Genomic DNA, 19,661 nt, shown 5'->3' on the forward strand with positions numbered 1-19,661 from the left:
TCCTTGGTTACCGCAACTAGTCTTCAATCACACGAACGCCTTGAACGTACACGTTCACTACGTTAATATTGATGCCCAATTGACGACTTAATTCGTATTTCACCGAACTTTGCACATTGCGACAAATTTCAGAAATTTTTGTGCCATAGTTTACGATAATGTATACGTCCACTACTACGCGATCATCGTTATCCACTGAAACAAGTACACCTTTAGTGTAGTTTTCTAGTTTCAAGATTTCTTGGATACCGTCACGTATTTGATGTTTGCTGGCCATACCAACAACACCGTAGTTTTGGGTAGTAGCCATGCCGACTACTGTTGCGATAGATTCGTTTGTAATATCAATTTCACCGAATTCGGTTTGCATTTTTAATGCCATATAAAAAGTCCTCCTTTTGAAGGGTTGTGATGACAAATTTGCCCAATAATGTATTTTATTGAACAAATATAACTTCATTTATAACACTTATTTTACCACATACTAGTTCATTATACCTAAATATTTCAGATGCCGCAACGACTCTGTAAATTTGGGTACAAAAAAAGCCGCTGTTTCCCGATTGGAAAACGACGACCTTAATTGATTATATGCTCAAAATGTGAGTCACGCTAATAAGCCTACACTCAAATCTATGAAGTTGAGTTCGGTCCTCCAGAAAGCCCTGCGCTTCAGATTAGATTGTCGATGACTACCGTCATCGCCTGCCCTAATCTTCCACCGGTGGCTTTCTTAGCGTCGGCCCTCACATCCTTGGATTACGCGCGGTTTACTAAACCAGCTTTGATTGCATGAGTTGAAACCCAAACGCGTTTTTTAGTACCATTTTCATCAATGATGCGAACTTTTTGTAAGTTAGCTTTAAATGTACGTTTTGTAGCATTCAATGCGTGTGAGCGGTTGTTACCTGTAGTCGTTTTACGTCCTGTGTAATAACATACTTTAGCCATTGTCATATTCCTCCTCTACAAATTTTCATACCATAACATAATACTATATACCGACTTAGAAATCAAATATTATTTAACATAAACCTGATTACTTTTGTCCATCCCGTGCCTGAATCGCTAAAATGAAGCCTTCAGTAAAGGAAATTTCCATGGTATCCACGTCCGGTAAGAATTCATTGGATATCAAAGCCAAAGGTGTCGGCATTTGATACTCTTGTAAAGTATACACTACATTTGCCAAAGTAAGGTCCTTAACTGCCGTCATCGCCACAAAAGATAAATACTTCATCCCCGGAATGCGGTCAATACTGTGTTTCCCGGCCAGTAAAAAGCTAATCCGATTATCCTCTTCGATTAAATGGATTTGACCCATAATGGCTTGGAATTTTTCTTGGAAAATGAGCCATATGTTCGAAAGCAAGTGGTCCACGCGCCCACCTAACATGCCAAATAAATGGTAGGTGCCGCCCGGATACCGCTGCGCGACTGATCCAAGCGCGTGCTCGGTATCCGTCTCATCTTTCATGGGTTCTAGCTTTTCCACTTCCTTGCTGACGGCCACGATACGTTGATAGGTTTCTGCGTCCACCGAATCAAAGTCGCCCACAGCTAAGTCAATAGTTAAACCTAAATCTAAAAAGCGTTTGGCACCCAAGTCTACTCCTATGAAAGCCCGGTCTCGGTCCCCAGTTTCTGCAGCTTGTTGGGCCACATATTCCTTGAAAAACGCTGGGTCGAATGGCCCTGATCCTATGAGATATACTTGCATATGCCTGCTCCTTCTACTAAATCTTCATGCGACCAAATTTGATTGCTTGTTTCAAGGCATCAATTGGCGCTGAGACATCCTCTTTGTTAAAAATATATGAACCGGCAACGTAGGCGTCGACCCCGTTTTTGGCACAAATTCTAGCAGTTTCATCGGTAATACCGCCGTCCACTTCAATCAGGAAATTTGCCCCTTCACCTTCGCGACGATATTCATGTAGTTGCGCCATTTTCTTCACAGTTGATTCAATGAACGATTGACCGCCGAAACCTGGATTTACGGTCATGACTAGGACCATATCCACGTCGTTTAAGATGGGTTCAATGGCAGCAACGGGGGTAGCCGGGTTGATTGCTACACCGGCTTTCATACCGTGTTTATGGATGGTTTGAATCAATCCATGTAGGTGTTTCGTTGCTTCGTAGTGTACGGTGAAATAATCGGCACCAGCATTGGCGAATGTTTCCACGTGGGCTTCAGGATTATCAACCATCATATGTACGTCCAAAGTCATTTTGGTATGGGGACGCAAGGCTTCAACGACACCCGAACCGAATGTCAAATTGGGCACGAAATGGCCGTCCATAACGTCAATGTGGACCCAGTCTGCGCCTGCTTCTTCGATACGTTTGACGTCGCCTGTAAAGTTGCCGAAATCGGCTGATAAAATAGATGGTGCAATAAACATACAAATCCTTCTTTCTACCGCAATCAATTAGTATTTAGGTTTGGCATTTTCGATTTCTTCAAAAATTTGCAAATATGAATCATAGCGGGTTTGGGCAATTTCGCCAGCCGCTAAAGCATTTTTCACCGCACATTTTGGTTCATGGATGTGGGTACAACCGCGGAATTGGCATTGGTCTTGAATGGCGCGCATTTCTGGGAAATAGTTGGATAACAAGATTTTGTCCAGTTGATCGATGTCGATACTTGAGAATCCTGGGGTATCGGCTATTTTCCCACCGAAGATGTCATGCAATTCGGTATGACGGGTGGTATGGCGACCACGGCCAAGCGACGTCGAAATCTCACCGGTCTCGATATCCAAACCAGGTAGCAAGCGATTCAGCAAGGTCGATTTCCCAACCCCTGATTGGCCCACAACTACCATGGTATGGTCGCGGACAATATCCTTCAATTTATCTAACATCTCGTCTAGCGAACTAGACACAATTACCTTGTATCCTACATTGGTATAGGTATCGATGAAAAACTTGATTTGATCGTGGTCCTTTTCCTTAGCCAAATCCAGCTTCGAAAAATAAATTACGGGCTCCACATTCACCGACTCCAAGTAGACTAGGAAGCGGTCCAAGAGTTTCGGTTGAATTTGCGGTTCGGTAACAGACGCAACAAGCAGCGCCACATCCACATTCGCTACCGCTGGACGAACCATTTCGCTATAGCGTGGCAAAATCTTCATCACCGTACCCTCTTTGGTATTGGTTGCCGTAAATTCCACAAAATCCCCCACTAATGGTGTCGTTTGCGTATTACGGAACTGACCTCTCGCGCGGGTCGTAAAAATTTCCTTCGTCTCAGTCTCCTCAACATAATAGAAACCAGATAATGCCTTAATAATTTGCCCAGTATAGGAACTTGCCTTCTCCTGAAGATTGTCTTGTGGGTTGGTCATAAGCGATTGCTACTCCTCCTTGTTTTTCATTTTCCTGATATTCATATGCTCTATTTTAACGCAAAAACCACTGAATACAAACATCCAACTCAAAATACCCTTTATCCTTCTGTGAAAAGGACAATACTTGTACTTAGTTGGTGGCTTTTCTTCTGTGTGGGTGGTTTCGGTTTCCTCTGCCATCCCTTTCGCTCGCCAACTACTGGTGGGTGTCGGAAATAAGTCATGTGATTCTGATTTTTGTGACCTATTCTACTAGATAAGTCACAAGCATTAAAATCCACGCTATTTAACAATAGCTGATGTATTCCTCATCAAAATATCGGTCCAGTAATTTTACATTTTAGGACTGAAAGTGTAGTTCCTTAGCCGTGAAAGAGGATGAAATCGAGACCTTGGCTCGATTTCAAGTCTGGAGACCTTGGCTCCAGACGTTCCCACGGCGAATAGGAACGTACACTGAAAGGACGAAAATCGAAGATTTTATAATTCCCCCAAACAACTAACGGACATACTTGAAAGTACTGAAATCGCAGATTTTATCCAACAAAAAACAGGCTGGGACCTTAATCCCAGCCTACCTTATTTAATCATTAATCTTCATCATCCACATTTGATGATGAACGTTGGTTATTCGAGCTATTCGAATTCGCGTTTGAACTTGAAGCATTTGAGCTTGAAGAAGACGAATTAGAACTGCTTGAAGATGAAGAACTTGATGAGCTTGATGACGAACTTGAAGATGAAGACGACGACGAGCTAGATGAAGAACTTGATGAACTTGACGAGCTAGATACAGGTTGTGGTCCATCAGACATCACAATGTATAACTCATCACCCTTCACAAACTCCGTACCAGGCGTGATTGATTGTGAAATCATCACCCCGTCAGGAATCCAACCAGAATACGAATAATCAAAGCTTACAGTTAAGCCATTGGTATCCGCATATTGTTGAATCGACGTTTGGTTCCAGCCAGATAAATCAGCCATCTCAAAAGTTTCAATCCCCTTACTTACCACAAAGTTGATCGTCGTGCCATCAGCCACAACCTCTTCACCCTTGGCAATCGATTGACTAATAATATCGCCACTCTCAACCGTATCAGAGAACTCCTCATCACGCGTAACCGTGAAACCAAGTCCCGTCAACGTTTCCGCAATATCATCATACGCCTTACCAGTATAATCCTCAACACGCACAGGTTCCGGACCTTGACTCACATCAATATCAATCTCAGAATCCACACGCACATCCGTATTAGCATCCGGATTCGAATCCACAATCCGTCCGACCTCAACCGAATCATCATACACTTGGTTCACATCGCCCAACGTCAAATTCACTTTTTCAAGCGTCAGCGCCGCCTCTTGCTCAGTCATCCCTGTCACATCAGGCATCGTGATCGTGCGTCCGCTCATGTAGTTGAAAATAAGGAATATCACTAACAATAAGGCAACAATCGCACCTGCAATAATGGCCAGTGGTTTCTTGCTCTTAGCCTTCGGTTTTGTCGACTGAGCGCTTGTTGCCCCTAGCCCGCTAGCTGCGCCAGCCGACCCAAGGGAACTTCCAGCCTCAGAAGCCGAACTGTTACTGACGTTTGAAGTCTTAGCCTCAGCACCACTAGTAGCCCCAGATGTATCGCCAAGACCACTCGCTGCACCAGCAGCGGCACCAAGACCGGCAGCACTTGCTGAACCAGCCCCAGCTAAACCTGCAGCTGCAAGACCAGCACCCGCGCCAAGCGCCGCAGCGCCTGCTGCACCTGAACCTGTCATGATTTCAGCAGTATCGGCAATGCCGTACTCATCTGATTCAATTGGTTGCGTATCTTCAGGATTGGCTTTGGTTTTGCCTAGATTTGGATCTGTTTTTTCATCAACAGCTTTTTCACCGGCCGCCAACAATTGCGCTTCTTCTAATGAATTCATACGCATTTGGTTTTCGATATCTTTCTTAGCCATGACAATGGTTTCAGAGGCCATGTTGGCTGGTACGTAAACCGCTTCGTTTAGACGATTTGGTGAAAATACTGTTTCCAGGTCATCAATCATTTCGCCGATTGTTTGGTAGCGAGCAGTTGGCTCTTTTGCCGTTGCCTTCGCCACCACGTTAATCAAGGATTGCGGTACATCTTCACGGTACGCTTCGATTGGTGGTAGTGGTTCTTGGAAATGTTTCAAGGCAATGGATACGGCTGATTCACCGTCAAATGGTACACGCCCCGTAATCATTTCGAATAAAACAACACCTAATGAATAGATATCAGATAAGTGTGTTGCCATCGACCCACGCGCCTGTTCAGGTGATAGGTAATGGACAGAACCAATAATCGTATTGGTTTGGGTAATCGATGTTTCACTCGTCACCATGGCAATCCCGAAGTCCATGATTTTAATCACGCCATCTTTGTTGACCATGATATTTTGTGGTTTCAAGTCACGGTGGACAATACCAATATCATGCGCTGCTTGCACACCGGATAAAATTTGTAACATTAAATTTTGAATAATATCAACTGCAATCGGGTGGTTTTCACGGATATAGGCTTTCAAGTCCATACCGTCAACGAATTCCATGACGATGAATTTGCCTTCTTCGTCTTCCCCTACATCGTATAAATTCACGACATTTGGATGGTTCAATTCGGATACAGACAAGGCTTCACGTTCGAATCGTTTGGTCGCATCCATGGCATCCGACTTACCAATACGTAAGAATTTAATGGCTACGTCACGCTCTAAAATCGGGTCATAAGCTAGGTACACATCAGCCATCCCACCAGATCCAATATGATTGATTATTTTGTATCGTTCATCAATAATTTGTCCTGTTCTCATGCCTGATCACCCCTTTCGTTTATGTAGTCATCTTGATTAAAATCGCGTTGGGCAATTAGGACAGAAACATTATCGCGTCCGCCATTTTCATTGGCTTTGGCGATTAAGGTATCAGCTTTTTCAGCTACCCCTAGATATTCTCTTGCTAAAATAGCCAAGACTTGGTCTTCAGCCACCATATCCGTTAGACCATCTGAGCACATTAATAAAATGTCACCCGGATTAAAGTCCAAAATATCCACATCTGTTGCGACTTCAGGGTCAATGCCCACCGCACGTGTGACGATATTTTTTTGTGGATGCGTCGCCGCTTCTTCTTTGGTAATCATGGCCATGTCCACTAACTCTTGGACAAAAGAATGGTCACGTGTCATTTGTTGGATTTGACCGGCTTTCACCATGTAAATCCGACTATCCCCAATATGGGCTAAAATCACTTGATTCAAGTCTTCTAAGGCAACCGCCGCTACGATTGTTGTCCCCATACCCGCTAAATCTTGGTATTGGTTAGCTTTTTCGTAAATTTTGGCATTGGCTGATTGCACATTCGCTTGAATCCATTCTTGAATCATTGCGGGATCGTCCATGCCAGTTGTTTCTTCCCAAGCATGGCCTACATGGAAGATAGCCATTTCAGAGGCTACGTCTCCTGCATTATGGCCACCCATCCCGTCACATAGTAATAGAATAGGTAGTTGGTCTTGGTTATAAAAGATACCGACTTGGTCTTGATTTTGCTTACGTTCGATTCCAACATCGGTTTTGCTTGCGATTTCCATGTAAGTTCACTTTCCTTCGCTAGTTTTTTTCAAAGCTGGCAATGAAGAATCCATCTGATAAATAAGTTTGCGGTAAGATTTCAATGGTCCCATCCGCGTGAACTGATTGGTCTAGATTTTCTCTCCAGCCCTTGAATGATTTCAATGTTAGCTCTGGATGTTGCGCTAAGATTGCAGCTACAACATCTTCGTTTTCTTCTTTAGTAATTGTACATGTAGAATAGGTTATTGTGCCACCCTTTTTAAGTAATGGTAATGCTTGGTTCATAATTGTAACCTGAATGTCACTTAAAGCATCCAAATCTTGTAAGGATTTGTTGTATTTGGTGTCCGGTTTACGTCTAAATAGACCAATACCCGAACATGGTGCATCCACCAAAATCTTGTCAAACATCGTTGGCTCTTCGCCATTTTCCCCAAAACGTTCCGTCAATTGGGTAGCATCTTGATGTAGGATTTCCACATGCTCTGCAACTTTCATTCGCTCCACATTTTGGCGAATCAAAGGCAATTTATCCTTAGCAATGTCCGTTGCAATCACGTGACCTGTACGGCCGACCGCTTCTGCAATTTGAACAGTTTTCCCACCTGGTGCGGCACAGGCATCTAGCACTGTATCCCCAGCTTGAGGGTTCAAGGCTTCAACCGCTAGTAAGGCTGACTCGTCCTGAATCGTAATGTCCCCGTTCATGAATAAGGATGAATAGGCAGGATTCCCTTTCGTTATACGAAGTGCGAAGGGCGACAATGGACTTGGCGCTACGTCATGTCCTTCCGCTCGTAAAATATCAGCATATGCCGTCATTTTATCCGCATCCACATCACCAAAACGATTATTCGCACGTACGGTAATGGCCGGTGTTTGGGTCAAAGATTGGGCCAATTCTTCCGCCTTCGAGAAACCAAAACGGTCAACGAAATAATCCACCCAAATCATTGGTAGCGACGCTTGTAAGGCCAAAATTTCCTTAGGATCCGATTTAGTCGCAATGAATTCGTCCATGGTTTGGTATCTACGGTCAAAATTACGCAACACACCATTAGCAAATTTCGCCAAAGTTTGATTGCCTCGTTTACGCACGATGCGCACCGCCTCGTCAACGACTGCGTAACTCGGAATGTTATCTAGATAGTACATTTGATAGGCTGAAATCACTAAAAGTGACCACAGCCACGATTTCACGCGATTTGGTTTGTCCACAAAATCACGCACAAAGGCATCAAGCGTATAGTAGTTTTGCACTGAACCGTACACTAAATTGGTGTATAAGTTACGGTCGGCTTCGGCTACAGCCTCTTCAGTCAAGACACGGTTCACTTCTTGGTTGATATATTGATTGTGACGAATGATCTGCGTCACTGATTCCATCGCTTGGAAACGTGCTGACATCTTCATGGGCGTTTGAAAAGCCGCATTATGGCCCGTGTTATGGGCAGTTGTCCCTGCTGCTGGTTTTGTTTCTTCCTCGTTATGATGTTGTTTAGTCATTGAATGACACCTGTTCGAATGAATCGCCTTCCGTTAAATTCCCTGCGCCACCATTAATAAATGAGGCCACATCCATTTGTTTCTTGCCTGCTGGTTGCAAACTAGTAATCGCTAGGACTTGATTGCTACCTGTTGCCACCCACAATTGAGCCGGTTTTTTGTTGATTTTAATAATTGTACCGGGTGCTTGGTCAGTCGTTTCATCAGTCACCACTTGGCCTGCCCAAATCTTCCAGTTTTGACCTGCAACCTTTGTATGGGCAACTGGCCATGCATTAAAGGCGCGAATTTGATTGTAAATCTGAGTCGCATCTTGTTGCCAATTAATTTGCTCTTGTTGGCTTGTAATATTTGGTGAAAAAGTCGCTTCCGCTTCCACCTGTTGAATTGGTGTTAATTCATCTGCGAATAATTTAGGCAATGTATCCATTAACAAGTCAGTTCCCGCTAATGAAAGCTTATCGAACATTGTTGCTACTGTATCGTCGTTTTCAATTGGTACCACTACTTGCGTTAAAATATCACCCGCATCCATTTGTTTCACCATGCGCATGATTGTCACGCCGGTTTCCTTATCGCCATTCCAAATTGCATAATGAACGGGTGCCCCACCACGGTATTTTGGTAATAATGAAGCATGCACATTTACTGCCCCAAATTTTGGTGCATTTAGGATACTTGTCGGCAAGAACTGGCCAAATGCAGCCGTCACGATTAAATCAATATCCTCGTTGGCCAAGAGATCTTTCACATCTTGAGCACGACCGATTTTTTCTGGCTGATAGACAGGAATGTCGTGTTTCAATGCCGCTTCTTTAACTGGTGTTGGTGTTAATTTGCGTTTGCGACCAACCGGACGGTCAGGTTGTGTCACGACTGCGACTACTTGGTACTCGTCCTTTTGGGCTACTAAAGCTTCTAAAATGTTTACTGAAAATGCGGGTGTCCCCATAAATACGATTCTTTTCAAATGTTTCTCCTTTATAAAAAACGCTGTGATTTGTTTGTATTATACCATTACATACGCTATGACTAAAAATATATGAGTAAATCGGCCTTTAGGTTCGATTTATACTGAATGATTATTTAGTGCACGCTGTCATGATGCGACCTTGTATTTTTGCTGTTTGATATATCCAGATTTTCGCTACTATTCGCTATAATAGTAGCCACTTATAGCATAAGGCGGTACTATTTGATCAGATAATCTCTCCTTTTCTAAAAAGCGGTACTATTGGCCCGAATAGTGGCCATTTACAGAATAAGGCGATACTATCTGAATAAATAGTCCCCGGTTTCGGATAAAAGCGGTACTTTTCCCAAAAATAGTCCCCCACTTACATAAATGTCATTGGATCCACGTCGATGGATACGTAAATTTTATCCTTGGACCAGTTTTGGGCGCGGTCTTGGATGGCTTGCAAGACTTGATGAATGGCTTGGTTGCCACGATGTTGGTATAACAATTGATAGTAGTATTGGTTATTGACGCGCGAAATGGTCGACTGCGCGGGACCAATGATTTTGGTGCCTGCTACATTGGCTTCCCGCAACATATGCGCTACTTTTGCTGCCGTCGCCATGGCCGTATGGTCGTCGAAATTAGACACCGTAAAGCGCACGGTATAGAAATACGGTGAATACTGGTTGAGTTTCCGGTAGCGCATTTCTGTTTGGTAAAAGGTGTCATAGTCATGATGTTGGGCTAACGTTAGTGCGTAATGATCGGGATTATAGGTTTGAATCAATACTTGGCCTGATAAATCGCCACGTCCCGCCCGGCCTGACATTTGTGTTAATAATTGGAAGGTTCGCTCAGCGGCACGAAAATCCGGCAGGTACAAACTGGTATCGGCGTTGATGATGCCGACGAGTGTGATGTTGGGGAAGTCTAACCCTTTGGCAATCATTTGTGTACCCAAGAGGATATCCGCCTTTTTGTCAGCGATTTGCTTCAACATACGTTCGTGCGAACCCTTACGACGGGTGGTGTCCATGTCCATACGCACAACGGTTTTGTTGGGAAATAGCTCGTTGATTTCCTGCTCCACCTTTTCTGTCCCCGTCCCAAACTCGCGCAAATGGGTTTGGCCACATTGAGGGCATGTTTGCGGACGTGCGGCATTGTAACCGCAATAGTGACATTGCAGCTGTTTGTTGTGATAGTGGTAGGTCAGGGACACGTCGCAGTTGGGACACTGGAAGGTGTAACCACAGTCGCGACATTGCATGAAATTGGCGTAACCACGGCGGTTTAGCATGAGTGCAACCTGTTCGCCCCGATCCATAGTGGCCTGCATTTCGTCTCGCAGTTTACGGGAGAATTGATAGTAATTTTTATGACGAAATTCTTCGCGCATATCGATCAATTCAACTGGCGGCAAGGCTTGATGATTGGAACGTTCGGGCATTTCGAGTAGCGTATAGACGCCATTTTGCGCCCGCGCCCGCGATTCCAGACTCGGTGTTGCCGACCCCAGTATCACCGGACAGCCATGCTTATTGGCCCGCCATTTGGCCACTTCCCGCGCGTGATAGCGAGGATTATCCGACTGTTTATAAGTCGTTTCATGTTCCTCATCTAAAATGATCAAACCGATATTGTGTAGCGGTGCAAATATAGAGGAACGTGCCCCTACCGCAATCTTCGCCTGGCCATTCTTTAATTTCCGCCATTCGTCAAAGTGTTCGCCGGTTGATAGCTGACTGTGTAAGACAGCCACCATGTCCCCAAAACGGCCTTTTAAGCGATTCACCATCTGCGGTGTCAGCGAAATTTCTGGCACCAAGAGGATAGCTTCTTGTCCCTTATCAAGCGCCTCCTGGATCAATTGTAGGTAGACCTCGGTTTTCCCGGATCCTGTTACCCCTTGCAAAAGAAATACCTCATCCTTTTGTGCATCCATTGCTGTTTTAACTGCTGCGAATGCCCGTTCTTGTTGTGCTTGAAGCTGCAATTTCTCAGATTTTTCAATCACGATATTGGCATACGGGTCCCGGTTGACTGGTTGATCAAACAAAGAAAGCCAGCCTTTTTCTGCTCCAGCTTTAAGGGTTGCCATGTGGATATCAAATTCTTCAAAATATTTGGCCGATACTTTTTTTCCGTCTAATTCCATTAATACTTCAACTAGAGCCAGCTGTTTCTTAGCAGTTTTGCGCACATTTTGCAGTTCATCTTCTAATTGGTCGAAACCCATTAATGGTTGCACCCATTTTTCCGTTTTATAACGTTTACGGTCTTCAACGCGGTAATCAATCGAGACTTTGTTGTCCTTTTTGAGTTTGATTAAGTCGGCAAGATAGCCTTTTTCCTCTGCTTCAGCCCATGAAATTTCATTGAAATCGCTAAAGTATTGGGCATGTTCCCGGTAGGAAATGCTCGTTGTTGGTAGAAAATATTTGTCATAATCCACCTTCAGCAGATTGGGCAACATGGTATGGTAGGCTTCAACCAGAAAACAGAAATTTTCTGCAGCAATCTGCTTACCCAAAGCCAACATTTCTGGTGATAATACGGGTTCGTCATCCAATAGTGCGGTAATATCTTTTAGTTCACCTTCAAAATCGGTCGTTGCTTTAGGGTCAGAGATGACATAGCCTAGCAAGTTACGCGAACCAAATGGTACTTGCACGCGCATACCAGGTTGAATCAAGTCTTTTAAATCCTCAGGAATGCTGTAATCATAGGGACGGTCCGTTTGCATGGTCGGCACATCCACTATTACTTCTATGATATTTTTCGCTTGCATTACAGGCATACCTCCTTTGGTAAATGTTTTACATCTTCATCTATTGTATACGAAATAAATTCCTTTTTGAACGCATATGCAAAGAAGAACTTGACCGCAAATAGAAAAGAGGCTGGGACAAAAGATTAAAATCATAGATTTTTCGTCCTTACAGTGTACGTTCCTTATGAACCGTGGGACCATTGAAAGCCAAGGTCTTTCAATTTGAAATCGAGCCAAGGTCTCGATTTCATCCTATTTCACGGCTAAGGAACTACACTTTCAGTCCTTTAACCTGTTTCCGTGATATATTTCAATCAAAATTTATAAAAATTTTTTCAAAGTAAAAGGCGTACACAATTCTTTTTAAGAATTGTGTACGCCTTTTTAGAGGCCTTTTGTCCCAGCCACTTCCTTAGATCCTTATGAAGTTGAGCTCGCGCTCACATCCTAAAGTTGAGTTTGCAATAGCAACCCTCTGCCTGCTTCAGATGAATTAGTCGATGACTACCGTCATCACCGTCATTCACCTTCCACCAGTTGAGGGCTGAACGCTATTGCTCACATCCTGTGAAGTTGAGTTCNTCACCTTCCACCAGTTGAGGGCTGAACGCTATTGCTCACATCCTGTGAAGTTGAGTTCGGACCTCCAAAAAGCCCTGCGCTCCAGAATAGTTTGCGTCACATTTCATGTGCCACGGCACTATTCTTCCAGGGGTTAGGGCCAAAACGCTTTTTCTCACATCCTATTTTTATTTTTGGGTTAATGAGTCTGGATCGATAACCAAGTCATTTGATGCGATTTCTTCTAATGCTTGACCGACAAATTTAGGTGATTTGTATTCGTTAAGCATTGGGTTTTTATCAGTTTGTAGTTCAACTGCACGTTTTGCAGCGATTGAAACTAATGAGTATTTAGAGTTGATACGGTCTAATAATTTGTCAATTGATGGATAGATAATCATTATTTTTCGTCCCCTTCTTTAAGGTAATTTTCTACGATGTCGTCAATAAAGCGATCTGTTTTCAGATGCTCTGCATTAATAATGGTTTGAATACGTTTTACCGCAGCATCCACATTATCGTTCTCTACAACATAGTCATATTGTGTAACTAATTGTAACTCTTCACGGGCTTGATGCATACGTTTTTCGATTACGTCTGGTGCATCAGTACCACGGTTTACAATTCTTGATTCCAATTCGTGCATAGTGGGCGGTGCCAAGAAAATGAACACACCATCTGGCATACGTCGTTTTACTTGTAGGGCACCTTGAACCTCTATTTCAAGGAAAACATCTTTACCCTCATTGGTCATTTCTTCAACATATTGTAATGGTGTCCCGTAGTAGTTGCCTACATATTCAGCATACTCCAACAAACGTTCTTCATCAATCATCTCTTCAAACTTGTCACGATCAACGAAGAAGTAATCTTTACCATGTTCTTCGCCTGGTCGCGGTTGTCGAGTTGTTGCAGAAACTGAATAATAAAACTGATCATGGTTCGTATCAGTTTCAAACAATGCGTGACGCACTGTTCCTTTCCCTACGCCTGAGGGACCGGATAACACAACTAATAGTCCTTTCGATTTCATAGCACACCTTTCACCCTTCACAAATTAATATAGCTTCTATAGTACCACAAATTTGATGACTTTGTCTCAATGAGCATACGATTTTCTCTAATGTTCGGATTAATTTTCAATTAGAATCATACCATATTATTAGCTTTTAGTAAAAATATGAACAGATGTTCGAAAAAACACTTGCACCCCGAACGAACGTTCTATATAATAAAGCCATGAAGTCGAACAGACGTTTGCCCCCAAACGTCTAACACAAAGAAACTTGAAAATTATTTGGCACTAGAATTAAGGAGGCTTATCATGCAAAATCCATTATCTTATCAAACAATACGTAGTCTATTTACCCCTGTTGATCCCATGATGTTCGCTGAAGAGCAAGGCACACCATCAAATGTGCTCCCTTTCTCTAGACCAAGTAAGCACAAGTCGAACAATGTCTTAACGACTATCATGCCCATCAAAGATATTATTAAACATATTAACTACTCAAATGAATTGAGTCAACCAGTGTACATCACCGTTACCCGTCAAATTGGTAACATGAATACAAAAGATGTGATGTTCGGTATCTTCCGTTCTAAATTCACTGATAAAGATGTTGTTGTATTTGAAGATGTAGACAACGATGTCATGCGCGTAATCAAAGTAAACGAAATAATGGCTGCTCGTTCCGTATATACTGCATAGGTATACGGACGGCAGCCATTGCTGTATCTTCTTATAAAATTGGTGAGAATAAACGCGAGAAACTTTGACGGAATTTCTTCCACAAAGTTTGTTTTGCGAAATGTTCCTTATCTGCATTAATAGATACTTTCATATCTTCTTCAAAAATTGCCTCTAATTTACCGACAACTTCCTCATCATAGATAAAAGCATTTACCTCAAAATTCAAAGCAAAACTTCGAATATCAAAATTGGCTGTACCAACACTCGCCACTTTACCATCTACACAAATTGTTTTTGCATGTAGGAAGCTATCTTCACGATATTTATGAATACGAACCCCATTTTGTAATAACTGTTTGGCATAATACTCTGATGCCCGATATACAAACGGATGATCTGGTTTAAACGGTATCATAATATGAACCTCCACACCCGAAGTTGCAGCCAATTGAATCGCCTCAAAAACGGCCTCGTCTGGAATGAAATATGGTGATTGAATATAAATGTGCTTTTCAGCCATATGAATCATTTGTAAGTAACCCATTTTAATTTGATCTGATTCTTCATCTGGACCAGACGACACGATTTGCATTGGTGTTGTGCCTTCAACTTGTGGTTCTGGGAAATACTCGCGATCAAAATCTTTTGGTGATGCTTTCTTGGAAGCAAACCAGTCAATCATGAAACGACTTTGGAGGGTCTTCACTGCATCGCCTTGGATACGCAAATGGGTATCTCGCCACAAACCTAATGGTCCTTTTCCTACATATTCATCCGCAATATTAAAGCCACCTACATAACCAATAAAGCCATCAATAACAACTATTTTACGGTGATTTCGCCAGTTCAAACGGAAATTGACAATCAGTAATAGACTTTTTGAGAAGAAACTTTCAAATTGCACACCCGCTGCTTGCATCCGGCGAATGGATTTCTTACTCAACAAACGTGAGCCAATCGCATCTGTTAATAGTTTTACTTCCAATCCCGCTTCCGCTCGATCAACTAAAGCATCCACTAATTTTATGCCTGTTTCATCATCCGTTAAGATATAGTACTGAACGTGGACTGAGTCTTTGGCTGCATAGATATCTTTTACTAATTGATCAATTTTCTCTTGGCCATCAGTGAAAATTTGCACCTGATTATTATCGGTACGAATGGAATGATCGCTATTGTAAAGTAGCCGAATCATTTTTTGCACTTCTTTTGGAAACTTGGCCATTTCCTTGTGTTTTTGATCAGAATCCAAATATTTTGCTTTCAACCCTGTCATCCCATACACTTCTTGGTTTTTTATTCGGAAAATATTTTGTGATGACAATTTACGACCGACGAAATAATAAATAATAAAGCCGAATCCTGGTAATAGGATTAATACGAGTAGCCATGCCCAAATAGTAGATACGGGACGAGGTTCTCTGAACACTGTAAAAATAGCGGCTAGTGTATTGATAATGAGTAAAATGATTAAACCCCAAATTAGATAATCAGCCATCTTTTCCTCCTAATGAAACAAAGAGCGGACAAAAGGTTCTGATAGAAAAATATCTAGGTCCTTTGTCAGCTCTCTGCATGTATCTGTTATTTGTAAATCCTTTTGTATAACTCTTTTAAATTAATCATTTAACAAACGCGAACGTTCTTTTCGTGAAATATAAGGCGTGTTCTTCGGAATCCAGTATTTAGCAGACACATTCAATATGATGAATAGAATTGCTAAACCTAAGACTACATTACCTAGGAATGATAAACCGATGGTAACAGCATACGGTCCATTTGCGATTTCACCAACATGTAAAACATATTGGTTGAAGATGAACTTCAAGATGAAGAAAGCAAGGTATGATAAGACTGTACCTGTGATCAAGTTTAAATAGACACTCTTCATACGGCGGTTGAACAAGGTACGTTGCAAGTTACGTGCAAATTTCCCTGCCAAACCAGCCATCGCATATTGGACAGCTGATGCAACTAGCACCATCCATTCCGTTTGGATATTCTCTACTTGGAAGTAACCAATACCTAACCCCAAGACAGCACCAGCTATATAGCCGGCAATGTCCCCTCTTCTAAAGCTATAGAAGATGAGTAGGGTTAGTGAAATTTCTAAGTAATAATTGTGACTTGTAATCGTTTCTGGGAAAGTTGTTTCAATTAGCAATGCTAAAATCACAAATAGTAATCCTTCAACCCAAACAAGTAATTTTTGAGAAGCATTCATATTTGATCCCCCCTAATTATCCTTAGCTGGTTTTTTATCTTTTTTGTCGGGATGGTAATTTGATGCCTCCATAATGACTGGTAAGATCATTGGACGACGTTGGGTCTCGCTATACAATTTCTTGCTTAAGGCGTCACGGATGTCACCTTTTAGTTTAGACCATTCGAAGTTTTTGTCTTTTAGATTTTCTTCAGTTACTTCTACGACTAAAGCTTTTGATTCATCTAATAATGTTTCAGAAGCTTTCATGTAGATGAAACCACGCGAAATAATTTCTGGACCAGATAAGATTTTACCTAGACGACGAGAAATTGTTAAGACAACTAAGAAAATACCATCTTCAGATAAGATACGACGGTCACGTAATACGATATTCCCAATGTCACCGACACCAGAACCATCAATTAAGATGTTTGCAGCTGGTACAGCACCACCAATGTGGATGTTACCATCTTTATACGCTAAAATGTCACCCTTGTCTAATAGGAAGATGTTTTCATCTGGAATGGCTACTTGTTTAGCTAGTTTTTTCTGAGCCGCTAAGGCACGGAATTCACCAGAAATTGGCACCACGTATTTAGGTTTTAGGAGACTCATCATCATTTGTAAGTCTTTAGGACTTGCGTGACCAGAAGAATCGTAGGCTTGGGCAAGTTCAACAACTTCGCCACCGGCGCGGTAGATATCGTTCTTAGTTTCGGCTACTACTTTTTCCATGTCGTAAGATGGAGAGGTGGCAATGATAATCTTGTCGCCTTCGGTAATATTGACAACCGTGTTGCGGTCAGAGGCCATTTTTTGTAGGGTCGCTAATGGTTCACCTGTTTTCCCTGTTTCTAGGAAGATGATTTCATTGGCTTCATACTTGTCTAAGTCTTTTAGATCAGTGATCAAGTCTTTTGACGGAATGGTCAATTTGCCTAAACGGATGGCAACGTCGATGATTTCTTCTAATTCAGTATCATCTAAGAAGACACGACGGCCTAATTTTTTAGCAACATCCAATACTTGTTGGATACGCATTAAGTTAGACGCAACGGCAGCGATGATTACGCGACCTTTGGCTTTACGTACTTCTTTTAGTAAGCCTTGTTCGATTTCGATTTCTGATGCGTTTGCTTTAGGATTTTCAGCAGCATTTGAGTCAGCTAATAAGGCGAATACGCCGTTATGTCCGATTTCAACGATGCGTGAAAAATCAGTTGCATAGTCACCAGTTACCGTCATGTCGAATTTGAAGTCACCTGTGTAGACGATGCTACCTTCAGATGTTGCTACTTCAATCCCAACTGAATCAGGTACTGAGTGTGTTGTTTTGAAGAATTTTACGACTACGGTACCGAAGTCGATTTCGTTATCTTCTGTGATCACGTGGAAGTCTTGGTAGTTTTTCAAACCATGTTTTTTGGCTTGTAATTTAGCCAATTCGATAGTTAATTCGGTACCAAATACTGGTACTTGCAAGTCCTTCAATAGGTATGGCAAGGCACCAATAGCATCCGCATGTCCGTGTGTTAAGAAGACACCGGCTACGCGTTCTTGGTTTTCTAGTAAGTAAGTAAAGTCTGGAATCATCATATCGATTCCTAATAGTTCATCTGGTGGGTATACAAGACCACAGTCTAAGACGTAGATAGCTTCGTCTACTTCGACAAGGTACATGTTTTTCCCGTTTTCACGGACACCACCAAGAGCGATGATATTTATATCACTCATGTTATTCCTCCTAATATGTATATGTTTTATAGTTTTAGTTGATTGGTCTGGCTGCACGCTAAAAAGTTAGTGCATCCTGTATTAGGCCTACGCATTGCTGTTAGTGGCACTAATATATTTTTGACTCAAAAAAATGCGGTGCAATGACTTGCTTAGCCCATTGCCCGCACATCGCTAGGTTAATTATACCATAACTTAAATTAATTTATCAGCTACCATTTGTTCTGCAATTTGAATTGAGTTCAAGGCTGCACCCTTCCATAAGTTGTCAGAAACAACCCACATATGGAAGCCACGAGGGAAATCTAAATCTTTACGGATACGCCCAACAAATGTTTCTGTACGTTTTTCCGCATTGATTGCTTGAGGATATACTTGGTTGGCGATATCGTCTTCCAATACCACGCCTGGTGCATCGCGTAATACGTTTTGGATATCTTCAATTGTTACGTCATCTTGGTCTACTTCAAAGTAAACAGATTCTGAGTGACCGTAAACGACTGGTACACGTACACAAGTTGCAGACACACCAATTGTGTCATCACCCATGATTTTTTTCGTTTCGTTCGTCATTTTCATCTCTTCATAAGTGTAGTGGTTGTCTTGGAATTTATCGATTTGTGGCAAGACATTGTAAGCCATTTGGTAATGTTTTTCGTCTCCACCAACTGGTAAAATTGCTGGTTCAGCGATTTCTTCACCTGTTTCGATAGCGCGGTATTGTTTGCGCATTTCATCAATTGCTTTAGCACCAGCACCTGACACAGCTTGGTATGTAGACACGATGACACGGTCTAAACCAAATTGGTTACGGATAGGGTTCAAGGCTACAACCATTTGAATTGTTGAACAGTTAGGGTTAGCAATTAAACCATTATGTTTGGCTAAATCTTGTGGGTTTACTTCTGGTACAACTAATGGTGTGTTTGGATCCATACGGAAAGCAGATGTATTATCTACCACGATTGCGCCCGCATCGATCGCTGCTTGACCGAATTCGATTGTACGATCTCCACCAGCTGAGAAGAAAGCAATATCCACGCCTTCAAAGGCATCTTTAGTTAATTCTTCAACCACGTAAGTCTTGTCGCCGATAGCTAATTCCTTACCTGCAGAGCGTTTTGACGCTAATAACTTGATATCTTTGATTGGGAATTTGGCATTTGGTAACAAAGTTCTAAATTGTTCCCCCACCGCTCCAGTAGCACCGACGATGGCAACAGTATACTCTTTTGACATAATTATTCATCCTCTTATCTATAT

General features: G+C 42.2%; 17 protein-coding genes. 1 reads left to right on the top strand and 16 read right to left on the bottom strand.

Annotation, left to right across the window (positions count from 1 at the left end; translation table 11 throughout):
* Positions 1-16: 16 nt before the first annotated feature.
* The 12 genes from EF384_RS04475 to gmk form a co-directional block, all read right to left on the bottom strand.
* Positions 17-382 carry an Asp23/Gls24 family envelope stress response protein gene (locus EF384_RS04475; RefSeq protein WP_123779789.1) on the bottom strand — a complete coding sequence of 122 codons (366 nt, stop codon included), beginning with the start codon at positions 380-382 and terminating at the stop codon, positions 17-19.
* 377 nt (positions 383-759) lie between these two features.
* Positions 760-951 carry a 50S ribosomal protein L28 gene (gene rpmB / locus EF384_RS04480; protein ID WP_094518886.1) on the bottom strand — a complete coding sequence of 64 codons (192 nt, stop codon included), beginning with the start codon at positions 949-951 and terminating at the stop codon, positions 760-762.
* Positions 952-1,039: 88 nt separating this feature from the next.
* The gene (locus EF384_RS04485; protein WP_123779790.1) at positions 1,040-1,720 is read right to left on the bottom strand and encodes a thiamine diphosphokinase; all 681 of its coding nucleotides are present in this window, start codon (positions 1,718-1,720) and stop codon (positions 1,040-1,042) included.
* Positions 1,721-1,736: 16 nt separating this feature from the next.
* Complete coding sequence (rpe, locus tag EF384_RS04490; RefSeq protein ID WP_123779791.1) at positions 1,737-2,408, bottom strand: ribulose-phosphate 3-epimerase; 672 nt, start codon at positions 2,406-2,408, stop codon at positions 1,737-1,739.
* 27 nt (positions 2,409-2,435) lie between these two features.
* Entirely contained in the window at positions 2,436-3,359 is a 924-nt protein-coding gene (gene rsgA / locus EF384_RS04495; protein WP_123779792.1) for a ribosome small subunit-dependent GTPase A, read from the bottom strand.
* A gap of 593 nt (positions 3,360-3,952) precedes the next feature.
* Complete coding sequence (locus EF384_RS04500; protein WP_123779793.1) at positions 3,953-6,202, bottom strand: protein kinase domain-containing protein; 2,250 nt, start codon at positions 6,200-6,202, stop codon at positions 3,953-3,955.
* Positions 6,199-6,981, bottom strand: a complete 783-nt coding sequence (locus EF384_RS04505) for a Stp1/IreP family PP2C-type Ser/Thr phosphatase (protein ID WP_123779794.1) — start codon at positions 6,979-6,981, stop codon at positions 6,199-6,201. Before EF384_RS04505 ends, EF384_RS04500 begins: the two co-directional genes overlap by 4 nt.
* Before the next feature lie 19 nt (positions 6,982-7,000).
* On the bottom strand, positions 7,001-8,470 hold the full coding sequence (rsmB, locus tag EF384_RS04510) for a 16S rRNA (cytosine(967)-C(5))-methyltransferase RsmB (protein ID WP_123779795.1): 1,470 nt from the start codon (positions 8,468-8,470) through the stop codon (positions 7,001-7,003).
* The gene (fmt, locus tag EF384_RS04515) at positions 8,463-9,440 is read right to left on the bottom strand and encodes a methionyl-tRNA formyltransferase (protein ID WP_123779796.1); all 978 of its coding nucleotides are present in this window, start codon (positions 9,438-9,440) and stop codon (positions 8,463-8,465) included. The genes rsmB and fmt overlap by 8 nt, the downstream gene beginning before the upstream one ends.
* Positions 9,441-9,807: 367 nt before the next feature.
* The gene (priA, locus tag EF384_RS04520) at positions 9,808-12,222 is read right to left on the bottom strand and encodes a primosomal protein N' (RefSeq protein WP_123779797.1); all 2,415 of its coding nucleotides are present in this window, start codon (positions 12,220-12,222) and stop codon (positions 9,808-9,810) included.
* Positions 12,223-12,953: 731 nt separating this feature from the next.
* Complete coding sequence (rpoZ, locus tag EF384_RS04525) at positions 12,954-13,166, bottom strand: DNA-directed RNA polymerase subunit omega (protein WP_094518989.1); 213 nt, start codon at positions 13,164-13,166, stop codon at positions 12,954-12,956.
* Positions 13,166-13,798: a guanylate kinase gene (gene gmk, locus EF384_RS04530; RefSeq protein ID WP_123779798.1), complete on the bottom strand. Its 633-nt coding sequence runs from the start codon at positions 13,796-13,798 to the stop codon at positions 13,166-13,168. Before gmk ends, rpoZ begins: the two co-directional genes overlap by 1 nt.
* A 291-nt stretch (positions 13,799-14,089) precedes the next feature.
* Here gmk and EF384_RS04535 point away from each other — a divergent pair, with 291 nt between their 5' ends.
* The gene (locus EF384_RS04535; protein WP_123779799.1) at positions 14,090-14,476 is read left to right on the top strand and encodes a hypothetical protein; all 387 of its coding nucleotides are present in this window, start codon (positions 14,090-14,092) and stop codon (positions 14,474-14,476) included.
* Positions 14,477-14,507: 31 nt separating this feature from the next.
* Here EF384_RS04535 and cls read toward each other — a convergent pair whose 3' ends face one another.
* The 4 genes from cls to EF384_RS04555 form a co-directional block, all read right to left on the bottom strand.
* Positions 14,508-15,956, bottom strand: coding sequence for a cardiolipin synthase (cls, locus tag EF384_RS04540; protein WP_123779800.1), 1,449 nt, complete (start codon positions 15,954-15,956; stop codon positions 14,508-14,510).
* Positions 15,957-16,076: 120 nt separating this feature from the next.
* Positions 16,077-16,682, bottom strand: a complete 606-nt coding sequence (locus tag EF384_RS04545; protein ID WP_123779801.1) for an energy-coupled thiamine transporter ThiT — start codon at positions 16,680-16,682, stop codon at positions 16,077-16,079.
* Between the two features lie 12 nt (positions 16,683-16,694).
* Positions 16,695-18,398 carry a ribonuclease J gene (locus EF384_RS04550; RefSeq protein WP_123779802.1) on the bottom strand — a complete coding sequence of 568 codons (1,704 nt, stop codon included), beginning with the start codon at positions 18,396-18,398 and terminating at the stop codon, positions 16,695-16,697.
* A gap of 195 nt (positions 18,399-18,593) precedes the next feature.
* On the bottom strand, positions 18,594-19,637 hold the full coding sequence (locus EF384_RS04555) for an aspartate-semialdehyde dehydrogenase (protein WP_123779803.1): 1,044 nt from the start codon (positions 19,635-19,637) through the stop codon (positions 18,594-18,596).
* Between the last annotated feature and the right edge of the window lie 24 nt (positions 19,638-19,661).

The sequence above is a fragment of the Aerococcus agrisoli genome (assembly GCF_003797145.1).
GTDB lineage: Bacteria > Bacillota > Bacilli > Lactobacillales > Aerococcaceae > Aerococcus > Aerococcus agrisoli.

What these genes read in the sequence shown, in the direction of transcription:
- EF384_RS04475 (WP_123779789.1), bottom strand. Translation starts at nt 382, where the DNA reads ATGGCATTAAAAATGCAAACCGAATTCGGTGAAATTGATATTACAAAC.
- rpmB (WP_094518886.1), bottom strand. Translation starts at nt 951, where the DNA reads ATGGCTAAAGTATGTTATTACACAGGACGTAAAACGACTACAGGTAAC.
- EF384_RS04485 (WP_123779790.1), bottom strand. Translation starts at nt 1,720, where the DNA reads ATGCAAGTATATCTCATAGGATCAGGGCCATTCGACCCAGCGTTTTTC.
- rpe (WP_123779791.1), bottom strand. Translation starts at nt 2,408, where the DNA reads ATGTTTATTGCACCATCTATTTTATCAGCCGATTTCGGCAACTTTACA.
- rsgA (WP_123779792.1), bottom strand. Translation starts at nt 3,359, where the DNA reads ATGACCAACCCACAAGACAATCTTCAGGAGAAGGCAAGTTCCTATACT.
- EF384_RS04500 (WP_123779793.1), bottom strand. Translation starts at nt 6,202, where the DNA reads ATGAGAACAGGACAAATTATTGATGAACGATACAAAATAATCAATCAT.
- EF384_RS04505 (WP_123779794.1), bottom strand. Translation starts at nt 6,981, where the DNA reads ATGGAAATCGCAAGCAAAACCGATGTTGGAATCGAACGTAAGCAAAAT.
- rsmB (WP_123779795.1), bottom strand. Translation starts at nt 8,470, where the DNA reads ATGACTAAACAACATCATAACGAGGAAGAAACAAAACCAGCAGCAGGG.
- priA (WP_123779797.1), bottom strand. Translation starts at nt 12,222, where the DNA reads ATGCAAGCGAAAAATATCATAGAAGTAATAGTGGATGTGCCGACCATG.
- rpoZ (WP_094518989.1), bottom strand. Translation starts at nt 13,166, where the DNA reads ATGATTATCTATCCATCAATTGACAAATTATTAGACCGTATCAACTCT.
- gmk (WP_123779798.1), bottom strand. Translation starts at nt 13,798, where the DNA reads ATGAAATCGAAAGGACTATTAGTTGTGTTATCCGGTCCCTCAGGCGTA.
- EF384_RS04535 (WP_123779799.1), top strand. Translation starts at nt 14,090, where the DNA reads ATGCAAAATCCATTATCTTATCAAACAATACGTAGTCTATTTACCCCT.
- cls (WP_123779800.1), bottom strand. Translation starts at nt 15,956, where the DNA reads ATGGCTGATTATCTAATTTGGGGTTTAATCATTTTACTCATTATCAAT.
- EF384_RS04545 (WP_123779801.1), bottom strand. Translation starts at nt 16,682, where the DNA reads ATGAATGCTTCTCAAAAATTACTTGTTTGGGTTGAAGGATTACTATTT.
- EF384_RS04550 (WP_123779802.1), bottom strand. Translation starts at nt 18,398, where the DNA reads ATGAGTGATATAAATATCATCGCTCTTGGTGGTGTCCGTGAAAACGGG.
- EF384_RS04555 (WP_123779803.1), bottom strand. Translation starts at nt 19,637, where the DNA reads ATGTCAAAAGAGTATACTGTTGCCATCGTCGGTGCTACTGGAGCGGTG.